The following is a 17,229-nucleotide window of genomic DNA, read 5'->3' as shown; positions in this document are numbered from 1 at the left end:
GACTCTTGGAATTTTGTGTTTTTGTCAATAATAAATTGAGCCAGAGCGATCACTTCAAAAGTGAGCCACTTTTAGAATCAGAGTTTCCATAAATGGGAGGGGATGGGGGTTTGGATTACTTGCCCCTAGGGGCAAGTAATCCAAACACTTCGCGCGCGTCTGGCTACCACTCCCCATTTTCCCTCTGTTTCATACTTTGACGGAAACGATAAGATTCTCCGTTAAGCAGAAGAATGTGCGAACGGTGAGTGAGCCGATCAAGCAACGCTGCTGTCATCTTTTCATCCCCAAAAATGTTCGTCCATTCTACAGATTCAAGATTGGTTGTAATGATGACACTCGCACGTTCATAGCGATTGGAAAAGAACTGAAATAATAGTTCTGCTCCTGTTTTAGAAAAAGGGATATATCCTAGTTCGTCCACGATGATCACATCATATTTGAGCCACTTCTTCTCAAACGCGCCAAGTTTGTGCTCTTCTTTAGCGATTAGCAGCTCTTCCACTAGCCCGGAAGCCGTAATGAATTTGGTTTTGTAGCCATTTTGGATCATGTCGATTCCAAGCCCAATAGCTAAATGGGTTTTCCCTGTACCACTATCCCCTAGAAAAATAATATTCTCTTTTCTCTCTACAAACTCCCCTTTTGCGAGTGTGAGAAATCGGTTTCGATTTAAACTTGGCATGAAGGTAAAATCGTACGTGTCTAACGCTTTATGAACGGGAAAGGCTGCTTGTTTGAGCCTTCGTTGCCGTTGATTTTCCTCTCTTGCCTGGACTTCTGCTTCTAAGAGTGCCAATAAATATTCTTCGTACCGCAGATTTCTTTCCTCTGCCTCTCTTGCGAGAGAGCGATATTGTTTCGCAATCGCAGGCATTCTCAATTGCTTCGTGATATGGTCTAAAAGAATTTCTGTTGTCATTTCATCTGACCTCCCGCGTTAATTGTCCGTATTGAGCTACATTTGCCTTTTGAACTTTGTAATCCAGTAGGCTTACAGGCGTTTTCTCCTCGGATAGAGCTTGAACTTGCAAGCGGTTATTCGTCAGCTTTTGAATGATGTCATGGACGACTTCATACCGATAGACTTGCGTTTGTTCAGCTTCCCGTAATGCTTGTCTCAATGTTTCCATACCGATTTCCCGATGAAGAGGAGGAGTCGGATAAATTTACGGTCTCCCGCGGCTCCTTCCTGTTCCCTCATTTTTCGGTGAAAACGCCGAAACACATCCGGAATGTCAGATGATTGAAAGGCATGGGCATCCCGAATCGCTCGCGGTTTTTTTATGAATGCCTCCAGATAATGATCCAAATGGGTGATCATCTGGTTTCGTTCGTAAGAACGAGGATGTTCAGCGATCACTTGATTTTGAGCCACAACGATCACACGATCGACAAAAATTTTTGCCCATACCGCTTGGCCTACATAGCTGCAAGGGACAGAATACTGATTGGTCTCCACTGTAATTAAAGATGTCTTGTTCACCTGGCAAGAGACCAACCGGCAAGCTTCAAATTTCTTCTCAGGAAGTGGATGTAGATACTCCTTTTCTTTCGCCCACATTTGCGCAACCATCTTTTTGGTGTACGGAACGGTTTTTTCTTCCGCCTCTCGCAAACACCAGCCCAATAGATATAAGCATTTAATTCCTCCAGCGATTGTACGTCCGGAAGCGGAACAAGGGCGTTTCTTCTCACATATCCAACCGTCACTTCCACTCGTCCTTTTTCATTCCCGGAACGCACATTGCAAAACTCTGCTTTAAACAAATAGTGGGTTTGTAAAGCGAGAAACGCATCCTGTTCTAGCCGATCTCTCCCTTGGAGTATTTTTACGACAGCCGTTTTTAAGTTATCAAATCTCCCCTCTATCGGTACTCCTCCAAAGAATTCAAACGCATGGACAAAGCCATCTAGGAAAGCCACTTGTTTCTCGTGCAGGTAGGCTCGTACAAATCGCATCCGACTTGCCGAAAGTTGCATACAAAAGAGGTAAATCCGTTGTGTTCGCCCCTGTAGAATAATATCCGCCTCTCCCCAGTCGAATTGGAATTGGTGGCCGAGTTGAAAATCAAGGGGGATAAAGACTTCCTGCAGCTTTTTCTTGCGTTTGGCCACAACCTTACGGATGTTGGATTCAGATCCTTTGAAATCGTACTCATCGACCAATCTTCGATAAATCCTAGCAGCTGTATGACGTTGTTTGCCCCATCGTTTTAGATCGTCTTCGAGCCATTGATCAATAATGGGCAAGACTCGCTTTGTTTCATCGGAGTATTCCTTCCCACTATAGCTGTTCTGCCGACGAATGGTGGTCGGAGCCTCATTCTGTTTGAGATATTTGCTTACGGTATTTCTTGAAATCCCTAATTTTTGGGCAATTTGTCGTTGGGATAGCCCTTCTACCTCATGTAAGAATTTGATATAATGAAATTGAGCCATCTTGATCATCCTTTTTTCTCTCCCTCTGATGAAAAGTTTCGGCACTTTACCATCATAAGGGGAGATAATGAAAATTGGAAATCAGGTGGCTCATTTTTTATGTGATCGAACCCTTCAAAAGTGGCTCAATTTTAAATTATCAAATACAAATTGTATTTTTGGTCATTGTATATATGAAGTACAGTTTTTCAAAACGGCAAATCCCAAAAAGAGAGGAGAAAGGAAATGACTAACATTTTGTCACAGTTAGATTATTACATAGAAAGATACGAATCAGAAGTCAATGTTGATGAGCGAGTAAAGCGAGCGGATGAGCTTCTTGAGGAATTTCAACAAAAATATTCATTGGATCGGTTTAAGACGATGACGTTGAGCGAATATGCTCTTGGGAAAGGGGGAGAAACATATAGCTGGTGGATTGAATATTACTCAGATGCTTTAGGAAGTATTAAGGGTGGAAATGCGAAGAAACATATTATTTATTACAGTAAGGATAAAGAAGAATGGATTTTTCCAGATCAATTTACCAATGAATTGGAAGCATGGGAAAAACTTCGGAGTGATTTTATCCAATTAATCGAACAATTTGGCGAAGGAATTGATAGCAGCAATCTATTATATCGTTCTAACATGGTAAAAACAAAAACACTTTATCTATTTTATCCAGATAAACTATTACCAATTTATAGTATTCCGGATATTCAGTTATTTTTATCAGCATTAGGTGTTCCAAAAGAGCAATGGAAACCTTATAAAGATGATAGTGTGGCATTAAACCGATTATTAAAAGAAACGATTGAAAAGATTGATCCATTATCGATGTGGCATCCTGTGAAAGTGATGAACTTCCTTTATTATACGTTAAAGAAAGGGAAAACACGTTATGTAAAGGTTGCACCAGGAAGAAATGCGGAATTTTGGGGAGAATGCAAGGAAGGAAACTATATCTCCATTGGTTGGGATGAAGTTGGGGATTTATCAAAATACCCTGATTATCATGAATTTAAAGCCGCATTTCAAAAGTTGTATTATCGCGATAACGCAAAAAAAGCTACAGAAAAAGCAAATGAAGTGTGGTTATTTTACTCTTTAGAGCCGGGAGATCGTATCGTGGTTAACAAGGGAACATCGCAAATCATTGCGATAGGGACTGTCACAAACGAAGGTTATGAATTCCGTGAAGACCTTCCAAAACATAAACATACGGTTCATGTCAAATGGGATGAAAACTTTTCACCGGTAACAATTCCGGAACAAAAATATTGGGCATTTAAAACTGTGTATGAGCTGCAAGAAAAAGAGGTTGAAAAATGGCTTAAAGGAACTCATCAACCTCCTTCTGTTAAGAATGATGAAAATCCACCAAGCTTTACTGAAGCGGAGGAACTATTTTTTAAGCGGATGCAAAAAGTGTTAGAACGCAAGGGACAATGCATTCTTTACGGACCTCCGGGAACAGGTAAAACGTATTCTGCGCGGCGCTACGTTGAATGGAGTCTTTATCAGCTAGACATTAGACAAACGAAAGGCTACGCCGAAATTTGTACGTTCCATCCATCTTATACATATGAAGATTTTATAGAAGGATTTAAACCAATTTCAACGAAACATGGGCAAGTATCATTCCAATTGGAAGATGGCGTGTTTAAGCGTTTTTGTGAAAAAGCAAGACAAAATCCAGGGGTTCCCTTTTACTTTATTATTGATGAATTAAACCGTGGCAATATCCCAAAGATTTTTGGTGAACTCATTACGTTGCTCGAAAAAGACAAACGTAATGTAGAAATTGTTCTTCCCCAAAGCAAGGAATTGTTTTCTATACCAGAAAACGTGTATATTATTGCGACAATGAATACATCCGATCGTAGTATTAAAATGATGGATGCAGCGTTGAAAAGACGATTTGCGTTTATCGAGTGTTTGCCTAATTACGATGTCATTGATGGAGTCATTGATGAATTAACGTATAGTCCTGCTATGATTTTAAAAGCGATTAATCAAAAATTGATTGAAAAAGGCGGACGTGATAAGCAAATTGGTCACTCGTATTTCATGAAACATGGTGAGCAAATCACAACAATTGAAGAGTTAAAAGAGGTATTTGAGTTTGAAATTATTCCGTTATTGCAAGAATATTGCTTTGATAATTATGAAGAATTAGCTTACTTAATTGGAGAAGAATTTGTCAATGTGGAAGAAATGAGAATTAACACCGATTTGTTTACTGGACAAGATGATGTGTTTATTAATGCTATCAATAACATTGTAAAAGGGTAATGCTATGGAGACATATGTAGTGGCAGAATATGGTTCACTTAACATAAAGGATTATGTTTTAACAGAAAAAGAAAAAGAATATTTGAATAACATGATGAGGTTATCTGCTACTCCTCCATTCAAATGGTACGAAATGAAAAATGGACTTTATTTTGAGTTTTCAAGTTGGATAGGAGTTCTTGAGCTTGAAAGGGTGCGAATAGTTATTAAACCTAAATTTAATCGCGGATTTCATGATGTTGTCGATATGCTGTTGTTTTGTGAGGATTTGCCTCTATCTTATGAGCACGCAACGATGGCAGCGTATGACTCTCATTCACTTATGGAGATGATTGCACGGTTATTTGTAAAAGAAGTAGAAATGATTCTGAATAAAGGAATTGTGAAGGAATATATAGTCGAAGAAGACAATCTTACTTGCCTTCGTGGGCGGGTAGATATTCGGCAGCATTTAAGAACCAACTTTATGACACCAACCAAAGTATATTGCCGATATGATGAGCTGGATACGAATATATTAGAGAATCAAGTTATTCGAATGGCCCTTGAGGTTGTGAAACATTTTTCCTTAACAAAACAAACAATGAGGCAGATTAACCGTCTTGCCGATGAATTTATGATGATAGCCGATCCATATTTTAGTTATGAGTGGCCGAACTTCTCTTATCACCGATTAAATCAGCACTATGAAAAGGCTCATAAGTTAGCTTATTATATTTGGAAACAAATATACGTAAACCAACTTTATCAATTTCAATATCGAAGTCATTATTCTTATTTGATAGATATGAATGAGTTGTTTGAAAAATTTGTAGCTAAATTATTAAAAAAATATTTACCTGGCGCAGCAAAAGTACATGCGCAGCGGAGATTTAAGAAAGCCATTACGAAAAATGGAGATGGTTATCACGATATCATTCTTGATTTGTTAGTAGAGTTTCCTGACAAAGATCCTATTGTCCTTGATACAAAATACAAACAGTATAGCAAATATAAAGTGGAGAACGCAGATATTTATCAACTTGCCTTTTATGCACAGTTTGTCACAAAGTCAAGTAATCATTATAAGGCGATCATCGTTCATCCAGAATATGCTGGGGAAGACGCTTGCGAGGAAGTCATCGATCTATTGCCTGGAACCTTCCATCAAGGAAAATTATTTGTAAAACCTGTATCTATTGAAAAAGTGTTGGCTGCGGTTAAAAGAAAAGATATTGAGTTTTTACAAAAACAAGCTGAAAAGTTAATACTGTAAAAAATGAACGAGTTGTTTTTGGCACAAACCCCAGCGGCCTAAGCGGCTTCTGGGGTTGTTTTTCCAAAAATTAACTTTTATCTACACTGTTTAGAAGAAAATAGGGGAATATGAAATTAAGATGAAAATTGGATGATAAGAAAGCCGTAAACTTTTTTTGCATTTATATTATAACCCGTGGTGCTAGATAAAATCAGACAAGCATAAAAAATAGCCCTTGCATGAGGATCTCCTTAAAATGAAAGTGCGACCAAACATTTAAAAGGAGAATTCACATGCAAGAGCAAACAGATCGTGTCAAACTTCAAAAACAATATGCATCGATTTTGCTTTTTATATCGGCTCAACTATCGAGTATCCAGATTCCTCTTCAACGTCGAAATCGTCATTTGTTGAAACAGGAAGACGAAGTCATCATCACCGTCCATGTCCTTGGAAAGTTGTTGGGCTTCACTTCCGAACGGGCTTGGCACCAGTTTGTGATCGGGAATTTGTTTCCCAAGGTCTTGTTCCCTGAACGTTCTCGATACAACCGTCGCTGCCGGGCGCTTAGCTTTGCGATCAAGTGGATTCGGCACCAGCTGGCCAAGCGCGGGCAACACCATGCGTATGCGGTCGTGGACAGCTTGCCGATCGAGCTGTGTCATTCAGCTCGAATGCATCGCGTCAAACGGTTTCGTGGAATTGCCGATATTGGCTATTGTGCTTCCAAAAAGACCGCTTTCTATGGGTTGAAACTTCATCTGCAGGTCACCGACCAAGGGCTTCCGATGGGATATGTCGTCACCGAAGCGTCTTGTCACGACCGGGTGGCCGCTGAAACCGTCATGACGCAAATTCCACATCTGTATAACCTAGGTAACAAAGGGTATATCAGCCAAAAGCTGCAAAAGAAGCTGTACGAAGAGTACCGAGTCGCTTTTTGGACGCCCGTTCGAAAAAATCAGCGAATTCGCCAATCGGACGCATGGAAACAGTGGATGAAGCGAAAACGTAAAGTGGTGGAAACCGTGTTTTCGATTTTAGTCGATTCGTATCGGATCACCGAGATTCGAGCGAACTCGGTTTTTGGATTTGAAACGGCACTGGATGGTATTTTACTGGCTTACTCGCTTGTTGTTCTTGGGCTAGTTGAGCGTTAAGACTCAACTAGCACCACGGGTATATTATATTCTTATTGGGCCAAAAATCGTTAAAAAACCGGCCCATCTTTTTCATCCAGAGATGGCCATTAAATATTATTTTGTTGGGATCGTTAATCTTTGTCCGATATACAGATATACAAATGTTTGTTTTGATCTAATTTGTTTGCGTCAACAATCGCTTGAATGGTCGTTCCATATTTTTGCGCGATTTTCCATAACATATCTCCGGCCTGAACAGTATGAATGATCGTTTGACTTTCTGTTCCTGGATTAGGATTCGATCGAGTCGCAATGGCTGATTTTTTTGCATATCCATTGTATCCTCGATCATTCTGCCAGAAGTTTACCTGATACCATTGATCTGTTTCGTCAACGATGGTTACCTTGGTTCCTGATGGAATGATCGTCATTGTTTCATATTCATCGCCAGGTCCTTTTTTCACATTTGCCTCAGCAACCGTCGTTCCGAATATATCAGCCAAAGTGGAGCGTTTTGCTGGATCTTCCAACCACATTTCATTCCCCGCAAGATCTGTTAAATGAAAGACAAACGTGTAAGCCCCGTAAGGAGCAGCTGCCCCATTATTGTCCTTTCCATCCCAGCTTTTATGGTTCCAGTCCTTTTTTAAAAGACCAAAATCCAGTACACGCACGACTTTTCCGGATTCATGTTTAACGTACACTTGTACATAGGAATCTTCACTTAAGTTAAATGATAAAGTTGTAGATTGACTTCCTTCATATGGTGAAAAATGTTATGAAACTGGCTTATTACCGCTTAAAATATGGCCTACATTTGCAAAATGAATTAACCTAAATCTGTCAAAGCAAATTATCATGACATTTTTACTATAACGAAAAAAGTTGTTCATCATGTAGAGAACGTTGTTGACCTTATATTAAATTTTCTTAATATTATAAAAATATTGTTTAAATTTAAAAATATTGAATAGTAATTTCATAACAACATAATTTAATAATTTAAAAAAAAAAAACGTTTTATTTTGTTTTGGGGGATCTTTTGATGGAGCATAAACCAACAATAGAGGATGTCGCGAAACTAGCTAATGTATCAATCGCAACTGTTTCAAGAGTCATAAATAATCAAGGGGGTGTAAGAAAAGCAACAGAAGAAAGAATTCTGAAGGCTATTGAGGAGCTTGGTTATATCCGTAGCGCAGTGGCAAGAAGTATGAAAAGAAAAGAAACATATACAATTGGAGTTATTGTACCGGATATTAAAAACCCATTTTTTCCTTTAGTGATTTCTGGGATTGAGCAAAAAGCTAGAGAAAAAGGATATTACACCATCCTTAGTAGCACGAATGAATCTCCAATTGTAGAAGAAGAGATTGTAAAAATTTTTATTGAACGAGGGGTCGATGGGGTAATTATCACTACTGCTAATGAAGATGGAGACCATATTAAATTATTACAGGAACAAGGCATACCGGTTGTTGCTGTAGACAGAGCGATTAAACGCTTTGATGTGGATACAGTTCTTGTTGACAATGTGAACGGGGCATATCTTGCTGTCCGTCACTTAATTTTACAGGGACATAAAAAGATTGCTATTATTTGTGGACCACAGGAAACTACACCTGGTTATGAAAGATTTTTAGGTTATAAAAAAGCTTTAGAAGAATATAACATACCTTTAGATGAAAGCATGGTTAAACAAGGTGACTTTATGGAAGCAAGTGGATATAAAGCAACACAGGAACTATTCACTTTAAAAGAAAAGCCTACTGCCATTTTTTCTTCTAACAATTTAATGACAATTGGTTGTTTGAAAGCATTAATGGATTTAGATTGGAAATTAGGTGAAGAAGTTTCTTTTATTGGATTTGATGATGTGGATATCGCTACATTTATAAAACCTAAATTGTCAGTCGTGTCTAGACCAATGACGAATCTTGGTGAAATTGCATTTCAATTATTGTACGAACGAATACATTTTAAAGAAAATTTGCCAAAACGAAAATATTTATTATCCCCGGAGCTAAAAATTAGGGAATCTTGTCGTTTAGGTAATTTAATTTTTAAAGTTTACATTTCAATAAGGAGCATTCCTTAGAAGTTTTTTCGGGGACTTGAATAAAAAAAGCCCTCTTGGTATGATTCGGGGGTGTCAATCGCACGAATGCCCCCTAATTTGGATACCAAGGAGGACTATACATGAATTCTATCTCAAACAAGAAGATTAATCAAGTCACCGATCAAACGCTGGTTGTTGGGATGGATATTGCAAAGAAAAAACATTATGCCTGCTTTGTGGATGAGCGAGGGAGGGTGTTAAAAAAGCCGTTTCCCGTTCTGCAATCGAGAGAAGGATTGGAATGGTTGTACCAGTGCATCGTGGAAGCCATGAAGGAATTTGGAAAAACCGAGGTGATCGTTGGCATCGAGCCAACGGGACATTATTGGCTCAATCTCGCTTACTTTCTTGATGAGAAAGGCATCCCTCTCGTCATGACAAACCCGATGCACGTGAAGCGATCCAAAGAGCTGGACGATAACCTTCCAACCAAGCATGATGCGAAAGACGCGCTCGTCATTGCCCGGTTAGTGAAAGACGGCCGATTCAGCTATCCGCGTATTCTGAAAGGGATGGAGGCGGATCTGCGCGTGGGAGCGACATTTCGCTCCAAATTGGTGGAAGAACAGGGAGCGATTCGAAATCAAATGATTCGCTGGCTTGATCGATATTTTCCGGAGTTTTCCCAAGTCTTCCCGTCATTTGGGAAAATGGCGCTCGCGGTGCTGGAATATACGCCATTTCCGAGTGATCTGGCAGGAAAAGAACTAGAAGAGGTGCTGGCCCTTTACCGGCAAAGTGAGGGATTACAATCGCCACAAAAACCGAAAGCGAAGAAGTTGATGGAATTGGCCCAACACTCCATTGGCGTAACGGAAGGACAACAGATGGCCCGTATCGAAATCGCCACGCTTATCCGCCGGTACCGCCAACTGGAAGAAGAAATCGAGGCACTGACAGAGCAGCTGATCGAACTCGTACAGACATCGGTCGAGTACGAATGGTTGAAGACCGTTCCGGGCTTAGGCGATGCGACCATCGTGGAACTGTTATCAGAGATCGGGAGTTTCTCCCATTATCAGGATCCGCGGCAGCTTATCAAATTAGCGGGCCTGACGCTGCGGGAACATTCCTCCGGCCAACACAAAGGGCAAAAACGGATCTCGAAGCGTGGAAGAAGGCGGTTGCGCGCCCTTCTGTTCCGGGTGATGATGCCGATGATCCGTCACAACGAAGCGTTTCGGCAGCTGCACGACTATTATACGACACGTCCTGATAATCCGTTGCGGAAGAAGCAATCCATTGTAGTGTTATGCGGAAAATTACTGAAGGTACTGCATGCAGTGTGTACGAAACGACAGGCATTTGACGTGAAGCGAATGATGCAGGACATCTTTGGCCTCGAAACGGCTGCTTGATGCCTATAGTCTCGATTCTCTAGACAACAAGGATGACACGGAGAAGCTGGCGCGATATCATCCATTCGACCTTGAGTCCCTAAAGGAGCTTAGCCGGCCTCTGCCTGATGACTAGACCGAACGAAGGAATGTAGGCACAAGGATGCCGAGAGACATGGGAGGGTTCGTCATCATCAGCGATGCAGAGATCCACGGTGCATCCCATACGCTTCCCCTACTACAACCAAATTTAACCAGTAGTGGCCGCGAAGCGTACCCAGTCAATGTAAGATATACACATATTTAAGAAATAATGTTAGAAACTTTGTCGAAAAATATTTTTTTGACACCCCTGAGACGGCTACAACCGTTGATATATCAACATTTATAGAGGGAGGAAAATCAATTTATGAAAAAGGGTGGTATTTTAAATCCAAAAATTAACCAATTAATTTCTGAAACAGGTCACACAGATATGATTGTGATAACGGATGCTGGTTTGCCGATCCCCGAAAATGTAACACATCGCATTGATTTAGCTCTAAAGGAAGGAGTGCCAGGGTTTTTAGAAACACTTGATACGGTTCTAGCAGAATTACAAGTCGAGAAGGTGATTTTAGCTGAAGAGGTAAAAACCATTAGCCCAGAAATGAACGAAGAAATTTTAAAGAGATTTCCGAACATCCCTGTGGAATATGTACCGCATGTTGAATTTAAGCAAAAAACAAAGAGTGCAAGGGGCTGCATTCGAAGCGGTGAATTCACTCCTTATGCGAATGTCATTTTAGTGGCTGGGGTTGTTTATTGAATTTGACATCAGATTACTCAGAAAGAGGGGGAAACAGTGGGTAAAACTTTATTAGAAATGAAAGAGATTACAATGGAATTTCCAGGAGTGAAAGCTCTTGATAAAGTTTCTATTAAAGTACACGAATCTGAGATACTTGCTTTATTGGGGGAAAATGGGGCTGGAAAATCCACGTTGATGAAAGTATTGGCTGGAGTGTATCAACCAAGCAACGGACAAATTTTTATCAATGGCGTACCAGTGAAGATTGAAAGTCCTAAGCATTCGCAAAATTTGGGAATTAGTATTATCTATCAAGAATTCAACTTAATTCCATATATGAGTATTGCCGAGAATATATTTATAGGACGAGAGCCACGTAAAATAAAAGGAGTCTTAAATCGAAAAAAGATTAACGAAGAAACAAGGCGGTTGCTAGATAAAGTGGGACTAAAGCATTTGTCGCCGGATTCATTGATTTCTGAATTATCCGTAGCTGAACAACAACTAGTTGAAATTGCAAAAGCGCTTTCTTTCGACTCTAAAATTATCATTATGGATGAGCCCACAGCGGCCCTAAATGACGAAGATACTAATAAACTATTAAACATTATGAGAGACTTAAAGCAACAGGGAATGGGAATTATTTTTATTACACATCGATTAGAAGAAGTAGAAGCAGTAGCCGATCGTATCTCGGTTCTAAGAGATGGACAGTACATAGGAAGTGAACTAATAAAAAACGTGACTAGAGATGATATGATCAAAATGATGGTAGGGCGTGAGCTCACAGATTTATTTCCAGAAAAAGTGGATGCTACCGATGAAGTCGCACTTGAAGTAAAAAATTTAAATGTACCAAGGACTCTCTACGATATTAATTTTACTGTACATAAAGGTGAAATAGTAGGTATTGCAGGATTGATGGGATCCGGAAAAACAGAATTATCCAGAGCTTTATTTGGATTATACAAAAACATGAAAGGGACTGTAAAAGTTTATGAGAAAATAGTTAGAACTCCAAGGGAAGCCATTGACGCAGGAATAGCATTAGTGACAGATGATAGAAAACAAGAAGGTCTTGTTCTTGGATTATCTGTTTACGAAAACTTGCTTTTACCTGCTTATCGCAAAATATCCAAATTCGGCATTTTGCAAAAAAGAAAGAAGGACGAAATTGTGAATCGTTGGATTAAAGACTTAAAAATAAAAGTTCACGATCCGAAAGTTGAAGTGAAAACATTGAGTGGAGGAAATCAACAAAAAGTTGTATTAGGAAAGTGGCTTCAAATGAACCCGAAAGTGTTGATTCTGAATGAACCGACTAGGGGGATTGATGTTGGAGCCAAAGCTGAAATTTATCAAATAATGAAAAGGTTTACAGAGTATGGTATAGCGATTATTTTGATTTCTTCTGAAATGCCAGAGTTACTTGGCATGAGTCATCGGATTTTAGTAATGAATGAAGGTAGAATTACAGCAGAGCTAAAAGACGTAGAAGCTACTCAAGAAAAAATTTTTTATTATGCCTCTGGGGGTGGGGTGAATGTATAGTGTACCTACTGTAAAAAAAGAAGATAAAAAAATAAGTAGCAACTGGATGAACCTTATCGAAAAATATCGCGTTTTACTAATTTTTATCGTTTTATGTTTAATTGCGGGAACACTGTCTGATGTTTTTTTCACAATGAATAATGTTATGAACGTGTTAAGACAGGTTTCCATTGTTGCCATCATTGCAAGTGGTATGACCCTTGTCATTCTTATTGCGGGAATTGATTTGTCTGTTGGTGCAGTGATGGCTTTTTCGGGAGCTATTTTAGCCGGTATATTAACAGCTGGTTTACCACTTCCAGTTGCTGTATTAGCAGCTTTAGGAATTGGACTCCTATTTGGGGTTTTTAATGGATTCGTTGTTGCTAATTTTGGAGTACCGTCTTTTATCGCTACTCTTGCGACCATGGTTATTGCGCGTGGTATGACCCTTGTTTATACAAATGGCTATCCATTGGTTATTAGTCACGAAACATATCGCTTTATAGGAAATGGAAACTTTTTAGGAATTCCAATTCCTATCATTATCATGTTTTTTATATTCGGGTTTATGTATTGGATGCTTAAATGTACAAGTTTTGGTCGTTATATCTATGCGATCGGCGGTAATGAAGAAACTGCTATATTAGCAGGAATTAATGTTAAAAGAATTAAAATTGCTGTTTTTGGTATTGCTGGTTTATTATCGGCCTTATCTGCTATCATTTATACCTCAAGATTGATGTCTGCACAGCCAAATGCGGGAACTGGCATTGAGTTAGATGCTATAGCAGCTGTTATTATAGGGGGAACTAGTTTAGCAGGTGGAAGGGGAGGAGTGGCAGGGACGTTAATTGGAGCTCTTATTATGAGCGTATTAGATAACGTTTTAAATTTAATGAACGTGTCTCCTTTTTATCAAAGTATTGCTAAAGGTCTTGTTATTTTAATAGCTGTTTTGGTGGATAGTAAGTTTTCAAAAATAAAAAAATAAAGCTATGGGGGTAGAGGAGATGAAAAAAATCTTTTCAATGTTGACCATTCTTGTGGTTATTGTAGCTCTTGTTGGATGTAGTATGGATAAGGAAACTAGTAGCACAACCAATGCAAAAAAATCTTCTCATGACGGTTCTTTAAAAGTAGGTTTATCTATGAATACATTAAATAACCCTTTCTTCGTTGCTGTTAAAGAAGGCGCAGAAGCTCAAGCGAAAGAAAAAGGAGTAGAATTAGTTGTGACAGATGCACAAAACGACCCAGGTAAACAGTTAGCAGATGTAGAAAACCTTTTACAACAAAATATTGATATTTTAATTATTGACCCTGCAGATAGTGATGCGATTGCTGAAGCAGTTCGAAAAGCAAATGATGCAAAAATTCCCGTATTCACAATTGATCGCCAATCAAATGGAGGAAAAGTCGTTACTCATATCGGATTTGATGCGATTAAATCAGGAAAGATCGCAGGTAACTTTTTAAAAAAGGCTTTAAATGGAAAAGGAAAAATTGTTGAGATCCAAGGAATTCTAGGAACGAATGTAGCGCAATTAAGAAGTAAAGGATTTAATGAAATTATGGAGCAAACTCCTGGATTTGAGGTAGTAGCAAGACAATCAGCAAACTTCGATCGTGGTCAGGCGTTAAAAGTGATGGAGGACATTCTTCAAGCACATCCAGAAATTGATGGGGTTTATGCTGCAAATGATGAAATGGCACTAGGTGCTTTAGCCGCTATTGAGGCTGCAGGACGTCTTGACGAGATTGTAGTAATTGGTTGTGACGCTGTAGATCCTGCTTTAGAAGCAATTAGACAAGGAAAATTAGAAGCAACGATTGCAGAACCGCCTTTCTTCCTTGGTAAAGAAGCTATTAACACAGCATTAAAAATTTCGAAAGGTGAGAAAGTAGAAAAAGAAGTGATTTTAGAGTCCACTTTAGTGACTAGAGAAAATGTTGATCAAGTAAAGACTAAATAATTTTATCCAGGGGGATAATTATGACAAAGATCGTTGTAGTTGGAAGTTATGTAGTCGATTTAATGTGCAGAACACCACATTTTCCAAAACCAGGGGAAACGGTACTCGGTGGTCCATTTAAAATGGGTCCCGGTGGGAAAGGTGGGAACCAAGCAACGGCTGCAGCTCGTTGTGGGGCTCAGGTGACCTTTATTACAAAAGTAGGTCAAGATATATTTGGAAAGGAAGCGTTAGAACATTTTCAGAAAGAAGAGATGAATACAAAGTTTATTAAGGTGGATTCCGAAGAACCGACAGGTACGGCACTTATTACTGTTGATAAAAATGGTGAAAATAGCATAGTTGTTGCTTTAGGAGCATGTGGGAAAATTACTGAAGCAGATGTAATGGAAGCAGAAGAAGTCATAAAAGATGCAAATATTGTTTTACTGCAGTTAGAAACAAGTATTGAAGCTGTTGTGACATCCGTGAAGTTAGCACAGAAATACAATGTACCTGTCATTTTAAATCCTGCACCTTACCAGGAGTTCCCAAAAGAAATTCTTAAGTACATTAGCTATATCACTCCGAATGAGACGGAAGCTTTCGAGTTGAGTGGTATAGAAGTGAAAGATCCTCAGACAGCGTTAGAGGCGGCCAAAAAGATTTATCATATGGGAGTTCAATCTGTCATTATAACAATGGGGGGACAAGGAGCATTTCTCTATACTGGAGAGAAAGAAGGGAAATTTATTCCGAGTTATAAAGTGGAGGCAATTGATACGACGGGAGCTGGAGACGCCTTTAATGGTGGGTTAGCCTATGCATTAAGCAAAGGAAATTCAATTATAGAGGCTGTGCAGTTTGCTAATAGTGTAGCTGCTTTGTCTGTAACAAAAATTGGGACTGCGCCAGCTATGCCATATAAAGAAGATATTGAAAACTTTTTAAGAGGAAAAGGATTGTTGGTTCCATGACAGAAATAAATTGTATGATTGATCATGCATAGGGAGCTAGAAAAATTGTATTAAAAAACGGACATTGTATGTGTCCGTTTTTTTAATGTTATGTGTTGAGAAAATAACTTATAAGTGTAATCAACAGTGATAAAATGGCTCTTACATATATTTGGTGAATGGCTTCCTATCATCCTTATTGTACAGTATACTTATATGGAAATTATATGTACCCGTGGTGCTAGTTGAGTCTTAACGCTCAACTAGCCCAAGAACAACAAGCGAGTAAGCCAGTAAAATACCATCCAGTGCCGTTTCAAATCCAGAAACCGAGTTCGCTCGAATCTCGGTGATCCGATACGAATCGACTAAAATCGAAAACACGGTTTCCACCACTTTACGTTTTCGCTTCATCCACTGTTTCCATGCGTCCGATTGGCGAATTCGCTGATTTTTTCGAACGGGCGTCCAAAAAGCGACTCGGTGCTCTTCGTACAGCTTCTTTTGCAGCTTTTGGCTGATATACCCTTTGTCACCGAGGTTATACGGATGTGGAATTTGCGTCATGACGGTTTCAGCGGCCACCCGGTCGTGACAAGACGCTTCGGTGACGACATATCCCATCGGAAGCCCTTGGTCGGTGACCTGCAGGTGAAGTTTCCACCCATAGAAAGTGATCCTTTTGGAAGCACAATAGCCAATATCGGCAATTCCACGGAATCGTTTGACGCGATGCATTCGAGCTGAATGACACAGCTCGATCGGCAAGCTGTCCACGACCGCATACGCATGGTGTTGCCCACGCTTGGCTAGCTGGTGCCGAATCCACTTGATCGCAAAGCTAAGCGCTCGGCAGCGACGGTTGTACCGAGAACGCTCAGGGAACAAGTCCTTGGGAAACAAATTCCCAATCACAAACCGATGCCAAGCCCGTTCGGAAGTGAAGCCCAACAACTTTCCAAGGACATGGATGGTGATGATGACTTCGTCTTTCTGTTTCAACAAATGACGATTTCGACGTTGAAGAGGAATCTGGATACTCGATAGTTGAGCCGATACAAAAAGCAAAATCGATGCATATTGTTTTTGAAGTTTGACACGATCTGTAGTAAAATGAAAGTGCTCTTGCATGGGGATTCTCCTTTCGAATGGTAGGTCGCACTTTCATTCTACAGGAGATTCGCCAGGCAAGAGCTATTTTTTATGCTTGTTTGATTTTATCTAGCACCACGGGTTATATGTATTTTTTTACTTAAATAGCTAATAAAGTTGACCAGTTAAATTTTAATGAAAATGGTAAAAAATTCTCTGTTACCACTGTTGCGATGAACCGCATCAAAATAGTCACAAATCCGGTCACATATTTTAAAAATAATTTTCGATTACAGAAAGAGATAAACAAACCAAGAAAATGCTCACAACCCTTGTTATGAGTAGGAGTGCG

The 17,229-nt window shown here is 39.5% G+C and carries 16 protein-coding genes; 10 read left to right on the top strand and 6 right to left on the bottom strand.

The features are described from left to right. Positions 1–163 precede the first annotated feature (163 nt). Genes istB through istA form a run of 4 tightly spaced genes read right to left on the bottom strand, consistent with a single transcriptional unit; the run spans position 164 to position 2,451 of the window. Complete coding sequence (istB, locus tag NXM86_RS10830) at positions 164–922, bottom strand: IS21-like element helper ATPase IstB (RefSeq protein ID WP_089097380.1); 759 nt, start codon at positions 920–922, stop codon at positions 164–166. 1 nt (position 923) lies between these two features. Further along, on the bottom strand, positions 924–1,133 hold the full coding sequence (locus tag NXM86_RS10825) for a hypothetical protein (protein WP_245842332.1): 210 nt from the start codon (positions 1,131–1,133) through the stop codon (positions 924–926). Further along, a complete protein-coding gene (locus tag NXM86_RS10820; RefSeq protein WP_245842334.1) occupies positions 1,121–1,486 on the bottom strand; it encodes a Mu transposase domain-containing protein in 366 nt (121 codons plus the stop codon). Before NXM86_RS10820 ends, NXM86_RS10825 begins: the two co-directional genes overlap by 13 nt. Further along, positions 1,483–2,451, bottom strand: coding sequence for an IS21 family transposase (istA, locus tag NXM86_RS10815; RefSeq protein ID WP_498958012.1), 969 nt, complete (start codon positions 2,449–2,451; stop codon positions 1,483–1,485). Before istA ends, NXM86_RS10820 begins: the two co-directional genes overlap by 4 nt. A 216-nt stretch (positions 2,452–2,667) precedes the next feature. Between istA and NXM86_RS10810 the strand changes: the two genes are divergently transcribed. The 3 genes from NXM86_RS10810 (at position 2,668) to NXM86_RS10800 (ending at position 7,116) form a co-directional block, all read left to right on the top strand. Next, positions 2,668–4,719, top strand: a complete 2,052-nt coding sequence (locus NXM86_RS10810; RefSeq protein ID WP_015863682.1) for a DUF8426 domain-containing protein — start codon at positions 2,668–2,670, stop codon at positions 4,717–4,719. Between the two features lie 19 nt (positions 4,720–4,738). Continuing rightward, positions 4,739–5,974, top strand: coding sequence for a 5-methylcytosine restriction system specificity protein McrC (locus tag NXM86_RS10805; RefSeq protein WP_015863683.1), 1,236 nt, complete (start codon positions 4,739–4,741; stop codon positions 5,972–5,974). 275 nt (positions 5,975–6,249) lie between these two features. Next, on the top strand, positions 6,250–7,116 hold the full coding sequence (locus tag NXM86_RS10800; protein ID WP_498958011.1) for an IS982 family transposase: 867 nt from the start codon (positions 6,250–6,252) through the stop codon (positions 7,114–7,116). A 113-nt stretch (positions 7,117–7,229) separates the two neighbouring features. Here the strand turns inward: NXM86_RS10800 and NXM86_RS10795 are convergent, their stop codons facing one another. Next, the gene (locus NXM86_RS10795) at positions 7,230–7,802 is read right to left on the bottom strand and encodes a LysM peptidoglycan-binding domain-containing protein (RefSeq protein WP_089097016.1); all 573 of its coding nucleotides are present in this window, start codon (positions 7,800–7,802) and stop codon (positions 7,230–7,232) included. Between the two features lie 341 nt (positions 7,803–8,143). Between NXM86_RS10795 and NXM86_RS10790 the strand changes: the two genes are divergently transcribed. The 7 genes from NXM86_RS10790 to rbsK all read left to right on the top strand — a co-directional run bounded on the left by NXM86_RS10790 (position 8,144) and on the right by rbsK (position 15,806). Next, positions 8,144–9,196: a LacI family DNA-binding transcriptional regulator gene (locus NXM86_RS10790; protein ID WP_498958010.1), complete on the top strand. Its 1,053-nt coding sequence runs from the start codon at positions 8,144–8,146 to the stop codon at positions 9,194–9,196. 101 nt (positions 9,197–9,297) lie between these two features. Then, complete coding sequence (locus NXM86_RS10785) at positions 9,298–10,575, top strand: IS110 family RNA-guided transposase (RefSeq protein ID WP_498958009.1); 1,278 nt, start codon at positions 9,298–9,300, stop codon at positions 10,573–10,575. 388 nt (positions 10,576–10,963) lie between these two features. After that, on the top strand, positions 10,964–11,362 hold the full coding sequence (gene rbsD, locus NXM86_RS10780) for a D-ribose pyranase (protein ID WP_089097382.1): 399 nt from the start codon (positions 10,964–10,966) through the stop codon (positions 11,360–11,362). Positions 11,363–11,398: 36 nt separating this feature from the next. Next, on the top strand, positions 11,399–12,895 hold the full coding sequence (locus NXM86_RS10775) for a sugar ABC transporter ATP-binding protein (RefSeq protein ID WP_089097383.1): 1,497 nt from the start codon (positions 11,399–11,401) through the stop codon (positions 12,893–12,895). Further along, positions 12,888–13,868, top strand: coding sequence for an ABC transporter permease (locus NXM86_RS10770; RefSeq protein ID WP_089097384.1), 981 nt, complete (start codon positions 12,888–12,890; stop codon positions 13,866–13,868). The genes NXM86_RS10775 and NXM86_RS10770 overlap by 8 nt, the downstream gene beginning before the upstream one ends. A 19-nt stretch (positions 13,869–13,887) precedes the next feature. Next, on the top strand, positions 13,888–14,850 hold the full coding sequence (locus NXM86_RS10765) for a sugar ABC transporter substrate-binding protein (RefSeq protein WP_089097385.1): 963 nt from the start codon (positions 13,888–13,890) through the stop codon (positions 14,848–14,850). A 20-nt stretch (positions 14,851–14,870) separates the two neighbouring features. Continuing rightward, positions 14,871–15,806: a ribokinase gene (rbsK, locus tag NXM86_RS10760; protein ID WP_089097386.1), complete on the top strand. Its 936-nt coding sequence runs from the start codon at positions 14,871–14,873 to the stop codon at positions 15,804–15,806. A gap of 231 nt (positions 15,807–16,037) precedes the next feature. On the opposite strand, the gene NXM86_RS10755 is transcribed toward rbsK, so the two are convergent. After that, positions 16,038–16,916: an IS982 family transposase gene (locus tag NXM86_RS10755; protein ID WP_328269288.1), complete on the bottom strand. Its 879-nt coding sequence runs from the start codon at positions 16,914–16,916 to the stop codon at positions 16,038–16,040. Between the last annotated feature and the right edge of the window lie 313 nt (positions 16,917–17,229).

Origin of the sequence: Geobacillus sp. CX412 (assembly GCF_027942335.1) — a bacterium.
GTDB classification, from domain to species: Bacteria; Bacillota; Bacilli; order Bacillales; family Anoxybacillaceae; genus Parageobacillus_B; species Parageobacillus_B toebii.
This window is presented reverse-complemented; position numbering and strand designations above follow the sequence as displayed.

Bases quoted from the DNA above. Each gene is read 5' to 3' on its own strand.
- istB (WP_089097380.1), bottom strand. From the start codon at position 922: ATGACAACAGAAATTCTTTTAGACCATATCACGAAGCAATTGAGAATG.
- NXM86_RS10825 (WP_245842332.1), bottom strand. From the start codon at position 1,133: ATGGAAACATTGAGACAAGCATTACGGGAAGCTGAACAAACGCAAGTC.
- istA (WP_498958012.1), bottom strand. From the start codon at position 2,451: ATGATCAAGATGGCTCAATTTCATTATATCAAATTCTTACATGAGGTA.
- NXM86_RS10810 (WP_015863682.1), top strand. From the start codon at position 2,668: ATGACTAACATTTTGTCACAGTTAGATTATTACATAGAAAGATACGAA.
- NXM86_RS10800 (WP_498958011.1), top strand. From the start codon at position 6,250: ATGCAAGAGCAAACAGATCGTGTCAAACTTCAAAAACAATATGCATCG.
- NXM86_RS10790 (WP_498958010.1), top strand. From the start codon at position 8,144: ATGGAGCATAAACCAACAATAGAGGATGTCGCGAAACTAGCTAATGTA.
- NXM86_RS10785 (WP_498958009.1), top strand. From the start codon at position 9,298: ATGAATTCTATCTCAAACAAGAAGATTAATCAAGTCACCGATCAAACG.
- rbsD (WP_089097382.1), top strand. From the start codon at position 10,964: ATGAAAAAGGGTGGTATTTTAAATCCAAAAATTAACCAATTAATTTCT.
- NXM86_RS10770 (WP_089097384.1), top strand. From the start codon at position 12,888: ATGTATAGTGTACCTACTGTAAAAAAAGAAGATAAAAAAATAAGTAGC.
- NXM86_RS10765 (WP_089097385.1), top strand. From the start codon at position 13,888: ATGAAAAAAATCTTTTCAATGTTGACCATTCTTGTGGTTATTGTAGCT.
- rbsK (WP_089097386.1), top strand. From the start codon at position 14,871: ATGACAAAGATCGTTGTAGTTGGAAGTTATGTAGTCGATTTAATGTGC.
- NXM86_RS10755 (WP_328269288.1), bottom strand. From the start codon at position 16,916: ATGCAAGAGCACTTTCATTTTACTACAGATCGTGTCAAACTTCAAAAA.